This window comes from Streptomyces sp. B15 (genome assembly GCF_018070605.1).
GTDB lineage: Bacteria > Actinomycetota > Actinomycetes > Streptomycetales > Streptomycetaceae > Streptomyces > Streptomyces smyrnaeus.
Genome location: NZ_JAGPXJ010000069.1, coordinates 1 through 18,636, shown reverse-complemented (window position 1 = coordinate 18,636; position 18,636 = coordinate 1). Strand labels below are relative to the sequence as shown.

Genomic DNA, 18,636 nt, shown 5'->3' with positions numbered 1-18,636 from the left:
TCTTTTCTACCAGCCGCCTGTGACACCGGCGGATCGGCGGGCGGTGGCCCGTCAGCGGGTGGCCGCCGGGCGCTTGCGACGGCGCCAGTCGCGGTAGACCAGGGAAGTTCCCGCGATGACCGCGACGAGGGTGCCGCCTCCTACCAGGACGTAGGTTCCCAGCCTCTCGTTGCGTTCCTGCTCGGTTTCGCCGAGCTGGAGCTTGGCCGGTGTGGGTTTCTTGCCCGTTTCGACGCCTTCTTTGGCCACGGGGCGTTCGATGCGCTTGTCGTCCTCGGTGAGGGCTGCCACCGGGTCCACGACGCCCCAGCCGACGAGGCGGTCGTGGCCGGGGATGGAGCGCTCCGCGGTCTGCTCGATCTGGGCGACGATGTTCTGCTGGGACCACTTGTCGCGGCCCTCGTCGTGCTTGGCGCGGAGCAGTGCCGCGACGCCCGACACATAGGGGGCGGAGAAGCTGGTGCCGTTGTCGACGCAGTGACCACCCTTGGGGACGGTGGAGACCATGTCGACGCCGGGAGCAGCCACGTCCACGAAGTCACCGGCCTGGGAGAAGGGGGCGCGCTCGTTGTTGCGGTCGGACGCGGCCACCGCGAGGACGCCCGGGTAGGAGGCCGGGTAGGTTGCCTTGTTCTTGCCGCCCAGGCCGTCGTTGCCCGCGGAGGCGACGACGACGACGTCCGCCTGCACGGCGCGCCGCACCGCTTGTTCCAGCGAGGAGTCGGGCTGCAGGGCCTCGGCCGTGTCCTGGGAGATGTTGATGATGTCGGCGTCGGCCTGAACCGCGTAGTCGATGGAGTCGGCGAGGGTGGCGGCGGTGCCGCTGCCGTTGGCGTCGTTCTGCTTGATGGGAATGATCGTGGCCTTCGGCGCCAGCCCCACGAAGCCGGTGTCGTCGGCGGGGCGTGCGGCGATGATGCCGGCGACCTTGGTGCCGTGCCCGACCTCGTCGGTGGTGCCGTTGGCCTTGCCGCGGGGCGTGGCACGGCCCGTCTCCACGTCCTTCTTCGGCTTCTTGGGGAGCAGGTTCTTGCCCGCCTCGGCGTCGACGGCTTCCTTGAGTTGCTTGTTGTCGATGTCGACGCCGGTGTCGATGACGGCGACCCGGACTCCTGCGCCCTGATCGGTGTCCTGCCACAGCTCGTTGAGCAGAACCCGCTGCAGCGACCAGGGGCGGCCCTTGAACGGCTTGGCGGGAAAGCTGCACTGCGTGCTGGCGTCCGCGGCTGCCGGAGGAGCTGCGGTGACGGTCAGGGTGGAGGCTGTGACGGCTGTCGCCGCCGCGACCGCGCCCAGTCGGCGCAGCCCCCGCAGCCGACGCGGTCCGGTGCCGCGCCTCGCCTCGGTGGTCCTGGTCATCGTCGTCACCACCCTCAGGAGCCCTGCGGCTGAAGTGCGTCACCGGTGGACAGCCGCGGGCCCGTGGGCAGGAACGCGGCCCATTCGGCGGGAACGGGCGCCGGTTTGACGTTCTCGTAGCCGAGCCTGCGCTGCGCGTTCTGGCCTTCGGCCTGCTGTCGCTCGGACTTCTTGCCGTCGTCGCCGATACCCGATTCGCCCTGTTCGCTGTCGGTGTTGTTCTGCATCGCGTAGCGCAGTCCGGTGTCGGTCACCAGGAAGATGCCGCCGACGTTCGGACTGCGGCCCTTGAACTGGCGGAAGAGCTGTCCGGTTCCGGGCGTGACGTAGGCGCTGGAGGTGCCGGCGGGGAGCTGTTCGGGGAACTCCTTGCCCACCCAGGTGGTGAGTGTGGTGGCGCCGCTCTTGCCGTCGACCTTGCGCAGCACGTTGCAGGCGACGTTGCGGCTGCCGGAGCGGGTGCTGGCGGAGTTGACGGCGTAACTCTTCTCCTCGGGCCACTTCAGGGTGTCGCCGAAGGTGCCGGACGGTGAGAAGGCGCTGGCGTTGACCTTGATCGCCTCGCCGTTCTGCTTGAGGGGCAGCAGTTGCTTGGAGGAGAGCAGCAGCTGCGCCATGAAGTCACTGATCTGCAGGACCTTGCCGGACAGCACGACGTAGTGCTGCATGTGGTTGCCGGACGTCGACTGGATGACGGTGCCGACCAGGTTGGTGCTCGGGTCGAGACCGGGGACACCGGCGTCCGCGCCGATCTGCCCGGGGACCTGCGGGAAGGAGATGTTCTGGCCGGTGTGCAGCGTGGCCAGCCACTCGCGGGAGACGCGCTGGGGTTTGCGGTTGCCCACCAGGATGCGCAGCAGCGTCTCGTCGTGCGCGATGCGGTACTTGCGGCCGGACTTGTCGACGACGTACAGCCGGTCGTCGGGGCCCTGGACGAAGATGAGCTCGCCACCGCGCAGCCGGTTGGCGCCCTCGACCTTCTTCTTGTCGCGGTCGGCCAGTACGAAGGCCGCCTTCTGGACGGCACGGTCGCCCTGGCTGGGGCGCTCGCAGACCGCCCAGCGCTTCTTCTCGCCCGCTTCCTTGCCCTCGGGGAGGCGGTCGGGCGCGTAGGGGATGCCGAGGGTGGCGCCGTGCGGTATGTCGCCCTTGTCGAGGACCTTCTCGTCGACCTTGACGACCTCTCCCTTGCCCGGGTCGAGGAGCAGCTTGGCGGAGGCGAGGTTGAGCACCGGGTGGAGCTGGGCCTTCCCGTCGGTCTTGAGGACCACGTAGCGGGTGGTCGACTCGGAGCCGATGATGACCTTCTCCTCGGGCGTGTCCCAGCCTTCGGGGGCCTTCGGTTTGAACATGCCCCAGGCGCCGAATCCGGCGAGGATCAGCACACCGACGACGATGCCGGGCAGGATGCCGCGCAGCGGGCGGGGGGCGCCCTCCTCGGTGCCTGTCGGTGACGGCTGGAGGAACGCCGCCACCAAGCGCTTCTTCGCGAAGGTGTAGGCATTGAGCTCGTCGCGCCGTGATGCCATGAGTGAAAGACGCTCCCCTGAAGTCCCTGCTGTCCCCCGCACCGTCCGGCCTGGGGGGCCGTGACGGCCCCGGCCGGTCCGGAACGGTACCGCTCACCGGTCCGCGCGACGCCCGCGGGCGCTGCCGATTGTCGGACCGGGCCCCTACTATGCCGGTTGGGGATTGCCTTGTGCCGCTCCGGTATCGTGATCGCCCGCCCAACGCCCCCGACGAGTGGGGCGAATTCGGACATGAGGGGGCCTTCTCGGATGGGATCTGCGACGCGGGCGCGGGGTGCGGCCGGCGCCACGAGCCGCTCTGGGCCGGGTGCGTCCCGGCGCCAGGGAGCCGCCGCGTCCGCATCCGCGGCCTCCCGCCCCGCTCCCCGGGTCCCCGCCTCGACAGCCCTGCGGACCGAGTCGCGTACGAGCCGCCTGGGACCGCTCCAGTTGCAACAACTGGTGCTGCTGGAGCTGGCCGGTGCGGTGCTGTTGATCGCTGCGGCCGTCGACCGGCTGCTGCTGGTGCCGGGCGTGGTGGTCGCCGCCGTGCTGGTGGCCCTGGCGGTGATGCGCAGGCATCACCGCTCGGTCCACGACTGGTTCAGCACGCTGCTGGCGCTACGGGCCCGCAGGCGCGCGGCGGCCCAGCCACTGACGCCCGCGATGGTGCTGGACGAGGAGGGCGAGCGGGTCGACGCGGGCTTCCTCCCGCTGGTGGAGTGCGCTCCGGCGCTGCGCACATACGCCTACGTCGACAAGAAGCGGCGCACCATAGGGATGCTGGGCGACGGCACGTTCCTGACGGCTCTGGTGCGCATCGAGGCCGCTCCCAGCGCGCTGCGCCCGGCCTTCGGCGCGCGCGCCCTGCCGCTGGAGCTGATGCACGACGCGCTCGACGTGGACGGCATCGCACTGGAGTCCGTCCAGGTGGTGCAGCACGTGCAACCGGCTCCCGCGCCCCATCTGCCGGACCAGTCGGTGGCGCGGCGCAGCTACGCGCCGCTGCAGGAACAGACCGGGTCGCCCGCGCTGCGGCTGACCTGGGTGGCGCTGAAGTTCGATCCGGAGCTGTCCCCCGAGGCGGTCGAGGCACGCGGCGGCGGTCTGGAGGGCGCGCAGCGCTGCCTGGTGCGTGCCGCGGATCATCTGGCCAGCCGGGTGACGGGCGCCGGTTTCGTGGCCACGGTGCTCAACGAGCAGGAGCTGATAGCCGCGGTCGCGACATCCGCCTGTGTGAGCCCGGCGGCCACGGCCAGGGCGAGCCGGCCCGACGCGACGCCCGCGCGGCGCACCGCCGAGTCCACGCGCGCCTGGCGGTGCGACGACCGGTGGCACACCACCTACGGCGTAGGCCGCTGGCCGGAGTTGGGCCGTGCCGCCACCCCGCTTCCACGGCTGGTGGCGCTGCTGACCTCCGCTCCGACGTTCACCACCACGTTCAGCATGACGCTGGGCCGCTCGGCTCGCCGCAGCGCGGTCACGGTCAGCGGCCATGTACGTCTGACGGGCCGCTCGGACAACGAACTGGCGACGGCCCGACGGCATCTGGAGCGGGCCGCCCGCTCGGCGCGGGTCGGGCTGGTGCGGCTGGACCGCGAACAGCTGCCCGGCGCCTTCGCGACGCTGCCGCTGGGGGGTGTGCGCTGATGGCGAGCCGCTACACGCAAGGGCTGCTGGGTCCGCGCCGTACGGAGCACGCCGTGTACGCGGACCACTTGGGCGCGCTGTCGCTGCCCATCGGGGACGACGGCGTGGTGGTCGGGAACGACGCGGAGGGCCGCCCCCAGGTGGTCGGCTTCCACCATCCGTCCCCGTACGACGTGGTGCTCATCGGCGGACTGTGGACGGCCCAGGTGCTGGCGCTGCGGCTGGCCGGGGCGGGCACACGGGTCGCGGTGGAGACCGGCCGGGCCCAGGTGTGGACGAACCTCGTGCAGGCGGCCGGAGCGGGCCAGGAGTGCATCACGCTCTACGACGTGGGGCGGGTGCCGCCCATGGGCCCCACGGTGAGCAGTCCGGTGCTGGTCGTGCGGGACTGCGGCATGCGTCCGCCGCGCGGCCGTGTCGCCTCCATGCCGTGGCAGTCCGTACTGACGCTGCTGCCGTATCTGAGCCCCGTCGCTCCCCGGTTGCTGCGCGGAGCGTCGCTGGTCGGCATTCAGCGGGTCTCTCCGGACGAGGCACAGCAGATCGGGCGCGTCATGCAGTTGCCGCAGCAGGAGGTGGAGGCGCTCTCCACCCTGGGCGACGGTGTCACGCTGTGGTGCACACGGCGCGAGAGGCAGTACGCACTCACGCAGCCGACCGACGCGGAGTCGGGACTGCTGGGGACTCCGCGCCGGCTGGACTGACCTCCGGTCGCGGGACCGCGCTCCCCGAGCGACAGTTGCGATGATTAGGCTGGACTGACGCGCGTGGGCGGACGCGCGGCAAACCGGGGTGAATGACCACAGCAGGAGGCATTGTGAGCAGCGACCGGGACGAGATCCGCGTCCGCGGGACCATGCCCGGCTCCGACCAGCTCGACGCGGAAGCGGATGCCGAGAGCGAGACGGAGTCGACGGGCCAGTTCACCATCGACTACACGCCGCCTGCCTGGTACACGCAGGACGCGGCCAGCAGGCCCGAGCCCCAGGAGACGACACCCGCGAGCGCGCCCGCACCGACGTCCGGAGCGGGACAGGGGACCCCCTCGGCAGACGAGTCCGCCTACGGTGGTGCACGGTTCAACGACACCGACTGGTGGGCCGGTTCGGCCGCTCCGTCGGCGCCGTCCACCCCGCCGGACTCCGACGCTCCGCGGCCCGACCACGAGGCGCCCGGCTCCCCGCAGAGCGGCAGCCCGTCGGACGACCTGCCGGCCTTCCCCTCGCTCCAGCCGTTCAGCGAACCGCGGGCCGGGGAAACGGAGTCGGAGCCGGAGCCGGAGGCACAGTCCCAGGACGCCGTGGCGCCGTGGGAGGCCGAGAGGCAGCAGCCGTTCGCCACCACGCCGGACACCGTGGACGCGGCGAGCGGGCTGGACGCGCAGCAGGAGAACGAGCGGACGGCCGACGCGGCCGACGACCTCGGTCCTGACTCCTTCGGTGCCGACGCCGGCGGCTTCGGCACCGACGCGGACCGCGCGGGCGAGGACCGCACCGGCGCGGACCGTCCGGACGACGAGCGCGGAGACGACGAGGCGCTGTCGAGTGCCGCCTCGCCGAGTTGGCGCGCACCGTCCACAGCGGCGCCAGAACCGGAGTCGCAGCCGGACGCCGTACCCGAAGGCGCGGCGGAGCCGGAACCGGAGCCGTCGGAACCGACGCAGGCGCCGACGGACTCGGAGGCCTCCGAGGAGTCGCGCACCTCGGCCGATGTCGGCGACGGCGCCACCATGCGCTTCTCCGCCGCCGCGCTGCGCTGGGAGATCGCCGCGTACGCCGCCAAGGAGCAGCAGGGCAGCGACCAGCCCGCCGCGAGCCCGCCACAGGACACCTCGGCCCCGGAGAGCGCGGACAGCGGCGCCGACGGCCAGGACGCCGACAGCGAGGGTGACGACGGCGGCCAGGGCGCTGCTCGGGACTCCGGGGCGGACGAGCCGCAGGACGCGGTTCCCGCCACGTACGACTTCGACTTGGAGGCCCCCTCCGGCGAGCGCCGGTACGCCGAGGCCCCGCCCGCGCAGGCGGCCACCGAGCCGCAGGACGCGGAGCCGCAGGACGCCGTGCCGCCCCACCCGCTCTCCCCTGCCCCGCCCGCCGGGGGAGGCGGCAGCACCATCGGGGGCGCACAGGGGCTGCCTCCGCTGCCGCCGGACTTCCAGCCCGCCGCTGCGGCACCGCCGCCGGACCCGGCATGGCAGGGCGCCGACGCGCGTCCTGGTGCCGAGGCGGCGCCGCAGGACGAGACCGCACGTCCGCCGCAGGGGCACGGTCAGGGCGGAGGACAGGAGCAGGCAGGAAGCCAGGGGCAGGCACCGGCGCAGCCGCCTGCCGCACAGGCGCTGCCTGCGGCACCGTACGCGCCGCAGCAGCCCCACCATGCTCCGCAGAACCCGCAGATTCCGCAGGCCCCGAACAGCCCGCAGGCCCCGCAGATCCCGCAGCAGGCGCAGGGGCAACCTCCGCAGCAGGCGCAGGGACAGCAGCCGGGCGGGCCGCAGGAGAGCCGCTACGGCTACCCGCAGGCAGGGCAGCACCCCCACGGCCCCCACGGTGCCGGAATGCCGCCCGCGCAGCAGCAGCCGGGCCACCCGGTGCCCGGTCAGCCGCACCCCGGTCAGCAGTACCAGCCACCTGGGGCGAGCGGGCCCGTGCCGCCGCACGGTCAGCAGCAGGCCGGAGCTCAACAGCCCGGTCAGCCCGGGTCCGGTTACGGCTACCCCGGCCAGACGGCACAGCCCGGCGTGCCGCCCCAGGGCCAGGGTCAGCCGCCCGCACAGCTGCCCGCACCGGCGCAGCAGCCGGCGCAGGCCCAACAGCCCCAGGCACAACCCCAGGCCCCGGGACCGGCACCGGCGCAGCAGCCCCCGGCCCAGGCTCAACAGGCGGCCCAGGGCCCGCCGCCCGCCCCGGCGCAGCAGCCGCTCCAACCGCACCCAGGCGCTGTGGATCCGCGCCGCGTGGACCAGTCCGGCTCACCGCTGGGCTACACGGCCGCGGTCGAGCTGTCCTCGGACCGGCTGATCAACAACAAGAAGAAGCCGCGCCCCCAGTCGGGCAACAAGAGCTCGCGTTTCAAGTTCGGTGCCAAGAAGGAGGAGGCGGAGCGGCAGCGCAAGCTGGATGTGATCCGCACTCCGGTGCTCTCGTGCTACCGGATCGCCGTCATCAGTCTCAAGGGCGGTGTGGGGAAGACGACGACCACCACGGCCCTGGGCTCGACGCTCGCCAGCGAGCGTCAGGACAAGGTGATCGCCATCGACGCCAACCCGGACGCGGGCACGCTCGGCCGCCGGGTACGGCGCGAGACCGGAGCCACCATCCGGGACCTGGTCACGGCCATCCCGTACCTCAACAGCTACATGGACATCCGCCGGTTCACCTCTCAGGCGTCGTCCGGGCTGGAGATCCTGGCCAACGACGTCGACCCGGCGATCTCGACGACGTTCAACGACGACGACTACCGGCGCGTCATCGACGTCCTGGGCAGGCAGTACCCGATCATCCTGACGGACTCGGGCACCGGCCTGCTCTACTCCGCGATGCGCGGCGTGCTGGATCTCGCGGACCAGCTCATCATCATCTCCACGCCGTCGGTGGACGGTGCGAGCAGCGCCAGTACGACGCTGGACTGGCTGGCCGCGCACGGCTACTCGGAGCTGGTGCAGCGGAGCATCACGGTGATCTCCGGGGTGCGCGAGGTCGGGAAGATGATCCGGGTCGAGGACATCGTGGCGCACTTCGAGACCCGGTGCCGCGGCGTGATCACCGTCCCGTTCGACGAGCACCTGTCGGCAGGTGCCGAGCTGGATCTGAACATGATGCGGCCGCGGACGCGGGAGGCGTACTTCAACCTGTCCGCGATGGTGGCCGAGGACTTCGCTCGGGCCCAGCAGGAGCAGGGGTTGTGGACGGCGGACGGCAACCCGCCGCCGCAGCTCGCCCCGCCGATGCCCGGCCAGGGCGGGGTCCCGGGCCAGGCCGCCCAGCCCGGACACCCTGGCGCCACGGCCGGCCCGCCGCATACCCAGCAGCAGCCCCCGCCGTACGGAGCGGGCGGTGGCTACGGATACCCGGGTCCGGGACACCCCGGAAACCCGGGGCACTCCGGTCACCCGGGCCAGCCCCAGCCCGGCAGCGGCTGGCAGCAGCAGTAACACCGGTATCAGCAGCGGCAGCACGAGGGAGGGGCGGCGGACAGTGTCCGCCGCCCCTCCCTCGTGCTCCGCCCGTGTCGGGGCCTCGTGCCCGGCTCCCTCAGCCTTCGGCCGCCGCCGTCACCGAGCGCCGGGCCTCCTCGACATCCTGGGCCATCCGGTCCTTCAGCGCCTCGAGGGTGTCGAATTTCTCCTGGCCCCGGATGTACTCGAGGAAGTCGACGGCCACGTGCAGCCCGTACAGCTCCAGGTCGACACGGTCGATGGCGTATGCCTCGACGGTCCGCTCGGTGCCCTCGAACTGCGGATTGGTACCCACGGAGAGCGCGGCCGGCATCGCCTCGCCCTCGACGTTCAGCCAGCCCGCGTACACGCCGTCGGCAGGGATGGCGGTGTGCGGCAGCGTGTCGACGTTCGCCGTGGGGTAGCCGAGCTCGCGTCCGCGCCGGGCGCCCGGCACCACGACCCCTTCGACGCGGTGCGGTCGGCCCAGCACCTCGCTCGCGCCCCGCACATCGCCCTCGGCGACCAGTCGCCGCGCCATCGTGGAGGAGAACGCCTCTCCGCTCTCCGTACGCTCGAACAGGTCGACGACGACCACGTCGTAGTCGTACGTCTCACCGAGCTCGGCCAGGGACTCGACGGTACCGGCCGCCTTGTGCCCGAAGCGGAAGTTCGGGCCTTCCACGACGCTGCGCGCGTGCAGCTTGTCGACGAGCACCTTCACCACGAAGTCGGCGGGCGACAGCTTGGAGAAGTCGGAGGTGAAGGGCAGCACCAGGACGGCGTCCACGCCCAGCTCGCCCATGAGTTCAGCGCGTCGGTGGTGCGGTGCGAGCAGCGGGGGGTGACTGCCCGGCCGCACGACCTCGCTGGGGTGCGGGTCGAATGTGACGACGACGGCGGGGACGCCCAGCTCCCTGGCGCGCTCCACCGTCCTGCCGATGATGAGCTGGTGCCCCCGGTGCACCCCGTCGTACGAGCCGATGGTGACGACGCTGCGCCCCCAGCCCTCGGGGATGTCCTCCAAGCCACGCCAGCGCTGCACGTCTGCTCCTCGTCGCTACCTAGTTCGCCAGTACCTGTGCCGATGGTGATGTCGGCGGGTCTCGCCGGTCCAAGGGTGCCATGCCCCGCCGCCCCGGCCCGCACGGACCCACCTCCGGACGGTCGGCGCATGGGGGGCGCCGCCCGCCGGTCAGGGGCGCCGGGCGTCCTCGTTCAGCACGGGTACGTCCAGCAGGTCTTCATCCGGTGGCTGTGCGTCCAGCGAGTCGCACAGCCGGCGGGCGCGGGGCCCCAGCACCGGTGTCCACTCCTGCGGCTCCCGCGCCACCCAGACACGGAGCGCCCTCGTGAACCCGGGCAGCTCCCGGGCCAGGCCGGCGAGCGCCCGGTCGAAGGAGGCCGCGCCCTGCGCCGTGTCGGCCATCAGCGCCCCGATCCGCCGCACGAACCGCGCCTCGGAGCCACAGTCGGGAGCGCCGCCGGGCCCGTGGCCGGAAGCGCTGGAAGCACTGTCGGAGTCGCCGTCGGGCGCGGTCGTGCGTCGGGGCCGCACGACGATCGCGCGCCGCGCCACGGCGTCCAGCGCGGCCTCCAGGACGGAGTCGTCCTTCTCCTGGGCGAGCAGGAGGTCCAGCAGCTCGTCGCGCAGCGGCCCCTCCCCCGCGCCGAGCACCCCGGCCAGCCGGGCCCGGAAGACGGGTTCCTCCTCGCACAGCAGCTCCGCCACCAGCGGGCGCAGCACGGCACGAGCGCCCGGGCCGTGCCGCAGGCGACGCCTCACGAAGCGGGCCACGTCGTCGCGGGCCCGCCAGGGACGGAGCTCGGCGTGCTCGCGCACCAGCAGCGCGGCGCGGCGGGCCAGCGCCGGGGTGTCCACCCGGGCGAGAGCTCGTACGGCCTCGGACTGCGCCGCGGGGCCGGCGGGCCCGGTGAGCAACGCGTGGAAGGCGGCGAGCACCGGCTCCGGATGCGTGGCCAGCGCGGTACCCAGGGCGCCCGCCAGCTCGGCGTCCCCCGACTCGGTGAAGCGGCGCAGGGCAGCAGCCATGTGCTGGGAGCGGCTGTGCGGGTCGCGTACGAGCACGGCGAGCGCCGCGGTGTGCAGGGTCCGGTCCGCGGGACGGTGCACGGGACGGCGCAGCAGTGCACGCGCGGCCGACCGCAGCAGCTTGCGGTCGGTGTCGGTACGGGCCCGGCGCGCCGCCAGCACCCCGTAACCCGCGGCGGCCGTCCGACGTCCGGCGTGGGTCTCGTACGCCCAGCGTTCGACGGCTCGGCACATGGCGGGGAGTTCGTCGCGTACCAACTCGGCCAGGAGTTCGTCGGCGCGCGGGTGCGCGGCGTCGACGAGTGCGTCGGTCAACTCGTCCACCGCACGGCGCCGGTGGGTGTACAGCAGTGCCTGGGCGGCGGTTGCCACAGTGGGCACCGTGCGGTTGTCCATGTCCGTACGCCGCCTCAGGGGCCGCAGATCGCTGAACCACTCGCACAGCAGTGGTTGCACAGTGCGGGGTTCGGCCGTGAGGAGTTCCTCCAGCAGGTCCAGACAGCGCCCCCGTTCGCACGGCTGGTCCGCAGGGGGGTCGGCAGGCAGCAGGTGGCGCAGCAGCTCCACCTTTTCGGTGGCTTCCAGCCGCAGTCCGCCCCAGAAGCCGGGCCCGAAGCGGTCCCGAAGCAGTGTGCTGTCCTGCCGCTCGGCCACGCGCTTGGCAAGGCCTACCAGCACCCGCACATACGAGCCCACCTCGGGCAGCTGCGGCAGCGTCTCGGCCAGCAGGTGCGCGGCCCACCACACGATCTCGCCGTTCGGCTCACTGTCGTCCGCGCCGTCGAGAGTGTCGTCGTCCGAGCCGTCGGGCGAGGCGGCGACAGCGGTGTCCCCCGGGCCTGGCTCCGCGACTCCGTCCAACTCGCCGTCCAATGCGCCGTCCAGCGCGTCGGCCAACCGGCGCAGCCGCGGGGCGAGCACCTCCGCGCCGTCCCTGCGGTCGCACAGCAGCAGCGCCTGCACGACCGGCCCGATGCGGTGCCGGGGCACCGGTGCGGTACCGGTGGCGTCCGGGCCCCGGTGTTGCACCAGTGCGTCCAGCGCCACATCGAGATCGAGGTGGCAGCCCTGCAGCCAGTCGGAGAATTCCTCGTCCACGAACCGGTATCCCTCACCTGCGGGGGCCAGTGCCCCCTCCGCCAAGACCGCGGACGCCCAGCCGTCGTGCCAGGGGAAGAGCTCGTCGAAAGCGGCGCGGCTCAACTCGCCCTGCCCGGAGGCGAGACAACGGCGAGCGGCCTCGTGCAGCCGGCCTGCCGCCCGGGCAGCGAGGCGCCGCACCGAAGCCGGGCCCCCGGCCCCACCGCCGACCGCTGTTCCTGCCGACTGCTGCGACAGCCCGGCGTCGCCCTCCTCCTCGCCTCGCCAGGCGAGGCGCTGCGCACTGCGCAGGCACAGCAGGTCGAGGAAGGCGGAGAAGATCTCGTGGCGGGCCGGGGCGGGTTCGACCACCTGCGCCGCATCGACCGCCTCGGCCACCTCCGCAGCAGGGTCCGGCGCATCGGAGCAACCCGGCGTGACCGGAGGGTCCGACGGGCCCGGCAGCGTGCGTCCGCACAGGGCGCCTTGCGCGGCACGCACCTGGGCCAGCATCCGGATCGCCAGCGGGTGGCCGACGTCCCAGGGTGCGAGGACACCGTCCGGCAGTCCGTAGGCGGCCCGGACCCGGACGGCCTGCCGCGGGGACAGCTGCCCCACCCGGACACTGCCCTCGGTACCGGCGAGTGCGTAGAGCATGTCCTCGGGGAAGAGCGTGGCTGCCTGCTCCCAGAACTCGGGGCGGCAGGCGACCGCCAGCCGCGCGCCGGAAGCCCGCAGCCAGTCGGCGGTACGAACGGTCCACTGCCGCAGCGTGTGCGGGTGCGCGAGGCGGAGTGGCATCTCCTCCGGCGCGTCCAGCAGGATCAGCAGCGGCCGTCCGGCAGCGCTTGCCAGGCGCGCGACCGCGTCGGGGTCGACATCGTGCGAACCGTCTGCCGGGCGACCGGTCGGCGCCGGATCAGCCGGTGCGGGAAGCTGCGCTGTCGCGGTCCCGCTTCCGCCCGGCTGCCGGGACGCGGTCACGCTTCCGCTCGCCGCAGCGAGTGCGCGGCCGACCGCTTCCCGGAGAGAGGTGTCGTCAGGCCGCAGTTCGGCGCCGCGCAGCCAGACGCTCGGCGCGGCTGCCGCCGCACGCGCCCGGCGCGCCGCGACGGCGGCGAGTTCGGTGGTGCGGCCGGTGCCGGGAGCGCCCACCAACGCGAGGACAGCGGCCCCGCTGTGGGCGAACAGGTCGAAGTGCTCGGCGACTTCGGGCCGGGTCACCGCGTGTGCGCAGCGTTCCGGCGCGGGGTCCACGGAAGCCGCGGCCAGCCGCAGTGCACCGGCCAGGTTCAGATCGGGACCGAAGCCGGGCGCGGAGGCACCGTTGCGGCGCAGCAGTACGCCCAGCGGACCGTCGGGCGCCGACGCATCTGCCGTGTGCAGCGGCACCGCGAAGGGGCCGGGCTGCCCGGATGTGGCGTGCAGCGCGGTGCCCAGGACCCCGAGGACGGCCCCGGTGGCGGAGTCCGCGACGGGGGCGCCGGACGCCCAGCGGGAGAGTCGCAGCGGGACCGCGGCGGCTGCCGGCAGTTCGAGCCGCAGCGCCCGTTCGACGGAGTGGTAGCGGGCGGTCGAGGTGTAGACGGCCGGTACGGTGCCGGTCAGCGTGGTGGGGAGCGGTCCGTCCTCCGTCAGCACCACGGCCGGGGTTTCGGGGTGCGGCCGCTCTCCACCGATGACCAGCGGTTCCATTCGGGGCAGCCCAGGCGTGTGGATGAGCGCCAGGTCCCACTCGGGCAGCGGCGTGATGTCGCGGCTCTCCGCGACGAACGTGGTCCCCTGCGCGTGCAGGACGGCTCTGCTGAGGCCGTCCACCGCCTCGTGGCTGGTCACCACCGTGCCGAGGCGATCGGCGACGAACCCTAGGCCACGCGCCCGTCCCGCCAGATCGCGGACGCGAACCAGCGTGGGTCTCCCGCACACCGTCGACATCGCTCGAACCTCCGCGCCGGCCACACCGCCGCGTCGACCGTAGAGCGGGGTTGATCAGCGGCAACAGCCCCGGCGCCGAACGCGCCCCCGCGCGCGCCCGCGCTTCACCCCGAGCGCCCGCCCACCCGGGTGAATGCGCCGGCGCTCAGGCATATCCCCGGCGAAGCACTCACCAGGGGATGGCGCCGTCGGCCGCACGGCGGGCGGAATGTCACCCACACGAAGACGGGCCCGTCCCCCACACGGAGACAGACCCGTTGCCGGCCTGGGAAGAAGGAGAGCTCGCGGTGCGGCAGCAGCCGTCCCTCACACGAAGACGGCGAGGCTCTTGGCCCTACCCCCCTGCTCCGCCACCAGCGCGACGAACTGCCCTCCGGGGCCGAACACGGCTACCGGGCCCCGTCCGGCGGCATCCGCCGGCATCCGCAGCTGGACGCCGTTGCCGATCCGCCGCGCCTGCTCCTCGTCGACGTCCCAGCGGGAGAACGCGGCGGCAGCCGCCTCGCCCAGCGGCAGGACGGGCAGCGGCTCTTCGGCGTCCAGGTGCTCCTGCAGCCGCTCCAGGGTGTGCGCGCCGTCCAGCCCGTACGGGCCGACCCGGGTGCGCCGCAGCGCGGTCAGATGGCCGCCCGTTCCCAGCGCTGCGCCCACGTCGCGGGCGAGCGCACGCACATAGGTGCCGGACGAGCAGACCACCGACACCAGCAGGTCGGTCACCGGTGTGCCATCCTCGGCGGTCTCCTCGCGCACGTCGTGCACCACGAAGGAGGAGACGGTGACCGGCCGGGCGGCCAGCTCCACTTCCTCTCCCTCGCGCACCCGCGCGTACGCTCGCTTGCCGTCCACCTTGACGGCGCTGACGGTCGAGGGGACCTGCGAGATCTGCCCTGTCTGCTCGGCCACGGCGCAGTCCACGCGCTCCCGGTCGAGGTCCTTGGCCCCCCGGGCGGCGGTGATCTCGCCCTCGGCGTCCTCCGTCACGGTCTCCTGACCGAGCCGGACGGTCGCGACGTACTCCTTCTCCGTCAGGGCGAGGTGGCCGAGCAGCCGGGTGGCGCGCTCGGTGCCGATGACCAGCACACCGGTGGCCATGGGGTCGAGGGTCCCCGCGTGGCCGACGCGGCGGGTGCGGGCCATACCGCGCAGCTTGGCCACCACGTCGTGCGAGGTGAACCCGGCGGGCTTGTCGACGATGATCAGCCCGCCGGGGCCGTTGTCTCTCTTACGTGCCACGGATCAGGCGCTCTCGTCCTTGCCGCCGGCAGCGCCCGGGCTCTCCGGACCGTCCGAGGACTCCGAGGCGGCCGAAGCGCCCGAGACATCCGCGTCGTCAGCATCGTCCGCCTCGTCGTCGAGCCCGGGCTCGCCCGGCTTGCGGTAAGGGTCGGGCTCACCGGCGTACGAGGCTCCGGAGGAGGCCTTGCGGACCTCCTCGTCGGCGGCCCGGGCCCGGGCGAGCGCTTCGTCGATCGTCTTGGCGGACTCCGGCAGCGCGTCCGCCACGAACGTCAGGCTGGGTGTGTGCTTGATGCCCGCCGCCGAACCGACGGCGGAGCGGAGCACGCCCTTGGCGCTCTCCAGACCCGCGGCAGCCGCCTTGCGGTCCTCCTCGTCGCCATAGACGGTGTAGAAGACCGTCGCTTCCCTGAGGTCGCCGGTGACCCTGGTGTCGGTGACGGTCACATGTGTGCCGAGCCGCGGGTCCTTGATCCCTCGGTGCAGCTTCTCGGCGACCACCTCACGGATGAGGTCCGCCAGCCTCTTCGCCCGCGCATTGTCGGCCACTGGTCCGTCTCCTTGCTCTGCGCCATGCGCTCACGCGCTGCTGCGTTTTCCCTGCGTTTGTGCCACTGCCGCACCTTTGCCACTGCTGTGCCTGTCGCGGCGGTGCGTGTCGCGGCGTGCGTCTATTCATCGTCCTCGCCGTGGAACCGCCGCCGCACGGACAGCAGTTCCACCTCAGGACGCGCGGCGACCAGCCGCTCGCAGCGGTCGAGCACGTCGCTGAGGTGCCCCGCGTCCCCGGACACGGCCGCCAGCCCGATATGGGCCCTGCGGAAGAGGTCCTGCTCCCCCGTCTCGGCGACGCTGACCGCATATTTGCGCTGCAGCTCGGCGACGATGGGGCGGACGACGGAGCGCTTCTCCTTGAGCGACCGCACGTCGCCGAGAAGCAGATCGAAGGACAGCGTCCCTACGTACATACAGTGCGGGTCATGCCACCCGTGGGGCCTTGGGGTGCCACCAGCGGAGGCTGGGGGCGTGGCTTCACTGGCACCGTACACGCAACGGCCGGGGCCGATCGACGGAAATATCTTCCGCCGGTCGGCCCCGGCCCGCGCATCGCGCGACCACCGTCCCCGGTGGACCGCGCTACGCGCGGACAGCGCTCATCGCGGCTCAGCCGCGCGGCTTCTCCCGCATCTCGTACGTCGCGATGACGTCCTCGACCTTGATGTCGTTGAAGTTTCCGAGGTTGATACCGCCCTCGAAGCCTTCGCGGATCTCGGTGACATCGTCCTTGAAGCGACGCAGACCCTCGATGTTGAGGTTCTCCGCCACGACCTTGCCGTCCCGGATGACGCGGGCCTTGGTGTTCCTGCGCACCTCGCCCGAGCGGATGATGACACCCGCGATGTTGCCCAGCTTGGAGGAGCGGAAGATCTCGCGGATCTCCGCCGTACCCAGCTCGACCTCTTCGTACTCCGGCTTGAGCATGCCCTTGAGGGCCGCCTCGATCTCCTCGATGACCTGGTAGATCACCGAGTAGTAGCGGACGTCCACGCCTTCGCGCTCGGCCAGCTGCGTCGCGCGCCCCTCGGCGCGGACGTTGAAGCCGATGACGATGGCGTCGGAGCCGGTCGCCAGGTCGATGTCGGTCTCGGTGACCGCACCCACACCGCGGTGCAGGATGCGCAGGTCCACCTCTTCGCCGACGTCGAGCTGGAGCAGCGAGGACTCCAGGGCCTCGACCGAACCGGACGCGTCGCCCTTGATGATGAGGTTGAGCTGCTGCACCTCGCCTGCCTTGAGCACCTTGTCCAGGTCCTCCAGGGAGACGCGGCGGGTCCGCTTGGCGAAGGCCGCGTTGCGCTCGCGCGCCGCGCGCTTCTCGGCGATCTGCCGGGCCGTACGGTCCTCGTCGACCACCAGGAAGTTGTCGCCGGCGCCCGGGACATTGGTGAGACCGAGCACCAGGACGGGGGTCGAGGGACCCGCTTCCTTGATGTTCTCGCCCTTGTCGTCGAGCATCGCGCGCACCCGGCCGTAGGCGTCGCCCACGACCATGGTGTCGCCGACCCGCAGCGTGCCGCGCTGGACCAGCACGGTGGCCACGGCGCCGCGGCCGCGGTCGAGGTGGGCCTCGATCGCGATGCCCTGCGCGTCCTGGTCGGGGTTGGCCCGCAGGTCGAGCGAGGCGTCCGCGGTCAGGACCACGGCCTCCAGCAGCTCCTCGATGTTGAGCCCCTGGCGCGCGGAGATGTCGACGAACATCGTGTCGCCGCCGTACTCCTCGGCCACCAGCCCGTACTCGGTCAGCTGGCCGCGGACCTTGGTCGGGTCGGCACCCTCGACGTCGATCTTGTTGACCGCGACGACGATCGGCACCTCGGCCGCCTTGGCGTGGTTGAGCGCCTCGACGGTCTGCGGCATCACGCCGTCGTTGGCCGCGACCACCAGGATCGCGATGTCGGTCGACTTGGCACCACGGGCACGCATGGCGGTGAATGCCTCGTGACCAGGGGTGTCGATGAAGGTGATCTTGCGCTCTTCGTCGTTCACCTCGGTCGACGCCTGGTAGGCACCGATGTGCTGGGTGATGCCGCCGGCCTCGCCCTCGATGACGTTGGTCTTCCGGATCGCGTCCAGCAGCCTCGTCTTACCGTGGTCGACGTGACCCATGACGGTCACCACCGGCGGACGCGGCATGAGCGCCGTCTCGCCGCCCTCGTCCTCGCCGAACTCGATGTCGAAGGACTCGAGAAGCTCGCGGTCCTCCTCCTCCGGGCTGACGATCTGGACGACGTAGTTCATCTCCTCGCCGAGGAGGTGCAGCGTCTCGTCGGAGACGGACTGGGTCGCGGTGACCATCTCGCCCAGGTTGAACATCACCTGGACCAGCGACGCCGGGTTGGCGTTGATCTTCTCCGCGAAGTCCGTGAGCGAGGCACCACGCGACAGCCGGACGGTCTCGCCCTTGCCGCGCGGCAGCATCACACCGCCGACGGACGGCGCCTGCATCTGCTCGTACTCCTGGCGCCGCTGCCGCTTCGACTTGCGGCCACGGCGGGCCGGACCGCCGGGACGGCCGAACGCACCCTGTGTGCCACCACGGCCGCCGGGGCCACCCGGGCGACCGGCGAAACCGGGACGGCCACCGCCGCCGGGACGACCGGCGAAACCGCCGCCACCACCCGGACGACCGCCGCCGCCGCCACCACCGGGACGACCGGCGAAGCCGCCGCCACCGCCGGGACGACCGCCGCCACCGGGACGGCCACCGCCGCCACCACCGGGACCGCCACGGCCGGGACCCGGACGCGGGCCCGCGGCAGGACGCTGCGGCATCATGCCCGGGTTCGGCCGGTTACCGCCGGCGCCACCCGGACGCGGGCCGCCGCCCTGCGGGGCCTGCGGACGCGGCATGTTGCCCGGTGTGGCACGACCGCCACCCGGAGCCTGCGGACGCGGACCCGCCTGGCCACCGGCGCCGCCGCCCGGCCCCTGGCCCGGCTTGGGCGCACCCGGCTTGGGAGCGCCGGGCTTGGGCGCACCGCCGGAGCGGGGCGCCTGCGGACGGGCCATACCGGTGGAGCCACCGGAGGTGAAGGGGTTGTTGCCCGGACGGGGGCCGGAGGGGCGCCCACCCGGCTTGGGGGCCTGACCGCCCTGCG

Annotated in this window: 11 protein-coding genes; 3 read left to right on the top strand and 8 right to left on the bottom strand. The window is 72.8% G+C overall.

Annotated features, from left to right (window positions below):
• Nucleotides 1-51 precede the first annotated feature (51 nt).
• On the bottom strand, nucleotides 52-1,359 hold the full coding sequence (mycP, locus tag KBY19_RS26020) for a type VII secretion-associated serine protease mycosin (protein WP_099886821.1): 1,308 nt from the start codon (nucleotides 1,357-1,359) through the stop codon (nucleotides 52-54).
• 14 nt (nucleotides 1,360-1,373) lie between these two features.
• Nucleotides 1,374-2,888 (bottom strand): type VII secretion protein EccB, encoded by a 1,515-nt coding sequence (gene eccB / locus KBY19_RS26015; protein ID WP_099884704.1) that lies wholly within the window; start codon nucleotides 2,886-2,888, stop codon nucleotides 1,374-1,376.
• A gap of 249 nt (nucleotides 2,889-3,137) precedes the next feature.
• On the opposite strand from eccB, the gene eccE reads away from it, so the two are divergent.
• The 3 genes from eccE (at nucleotide 3,138) to KBY19_RS26000 (ending at nucleotide 8,670) form a co-directional block, all read left to right on the top strand.
• On the top strand, nucleotides 3,138-4,517 hold the full coding sequence (gene eccE / locus KBY19_RS26010) for a type VII secretion protein EccE (RefSeq protein WP_210966824.1): 1,380 nt from the start codon (nucleotides 3,138-3,140) through the stop codon (nucleotides 4,515-4,517).
• Nucleotides 4,517-5,221 carry a hypothetical protein gene (locus KBY19_RS26005; RefSeq protein WP_099884699.1) on the top strand — a complete coding sequence of 235 codons (705 nt, stop codon included), beginning with the start codon at nucleotides 4,517-4,519 and terminating at the stop codon, nucleotides 5,219-5,221. The genes eccE and KBY19_RS26005 overlap by 1 nt, the downstream gene beginning before the upstream one ends.
• Before the next feature lie 113 nt (nucleotides 5,222-5,334).
• The gene (locus KBY19_RS26000) at nucleotides 5,335-8,670 is read left to right on the top strand and encodes an SCO5717 family growth-regulating ATPase (RefSeq protein ID WP_307843624.1); all 3,336 of its coding nucleotides are present in this window, start codon (nucleotides 5,335-5,337) and stop codon (nucleotides 8,668-8,670) included.
• Between the two features lie 100 nt (nucleotides 8,671-8,770).
• Here KBY19_RS26000 and KBY19_RS25995 read toward each other — a convergent pair whose 3' ends face one another.
• The 6 genes from KBY19_RS25995 to infB form a co-directional block, all read right to left on the bottom strand.
• A complete protein-coding gene (locus KBY19_RS25995; protein ID WP_099884694.1) occupies nucleotides 8,771-9,718 on the bottom strand; it encodes a bifunctional riboflavin kinase/FAD synthetase in 948 nt (315 codons plus the stop codon).
• 150 nt (nucleotides 9,719-9,868) lie between these two features.
• Nucleotides 9,869-13,645: a serine protease gene (locus KBY19_RS25990; RefSeq protein ID WP_210966822.1), complete on the bottom strand. Its 3,777-nt coding sequence runs from the start codon at nucleotides 13,643-13,645 to the stop codon at nucleotides 9,869-9,871.
• A gap of 402 nt (nucleotides 13,646-14,047) precedes the next feature.
• Nucleotides 14,048-14,974: a tRNA pseudouridine(55) synthase TruB gene (gene truB / locus KBY19_RS25985; protein WP_210966821.1), complete on the bottom strand. Its 927-nt coding sequence runs from the start codon at nucleotides 14,972-14,974 to the stop codon at nucleotides 14,048-14,050.
• A gap of 3 nt (nucleotides 14,975-14,977) precedes the next feature.
• Nucleotides 14,978-15,526, bottom strand: a complete 549-nt coding sequence (rbfA, locus tag KBY19_RS25980; protein WP_099884692.1) for a 30S ribosome-binding factor RbfA — start codon at nucleotides 15,524-15,526, stop codon at nucleotides 14,978-14,980.
• 122 nt (nucleotides 15,527-15,648) lie between these two features.
• The gene (locus KBY19_RS25975) at nucleotides 15,649-15,945 is read right to left on the bottom strand and encodes a DUF503 domain-containing protein (protein WP_099884690.1); all 297 of its coding nucleotides are present in this window, start codon (nucleotides 15,943-15,945) and stop codon (nucleotides 15,649-15,651) included.
• 196 nt (nucleotides 15,946-16,141) lie between these two features.
• The coding region (infB, locus tag KBY19_RS25970; RefSeq protein WP_210966820.1) for a translation initiation factor IF-2 at nucleotides 16,142-18,636 on the bottom strand (2,495 nt) is incomplete at its 5' end.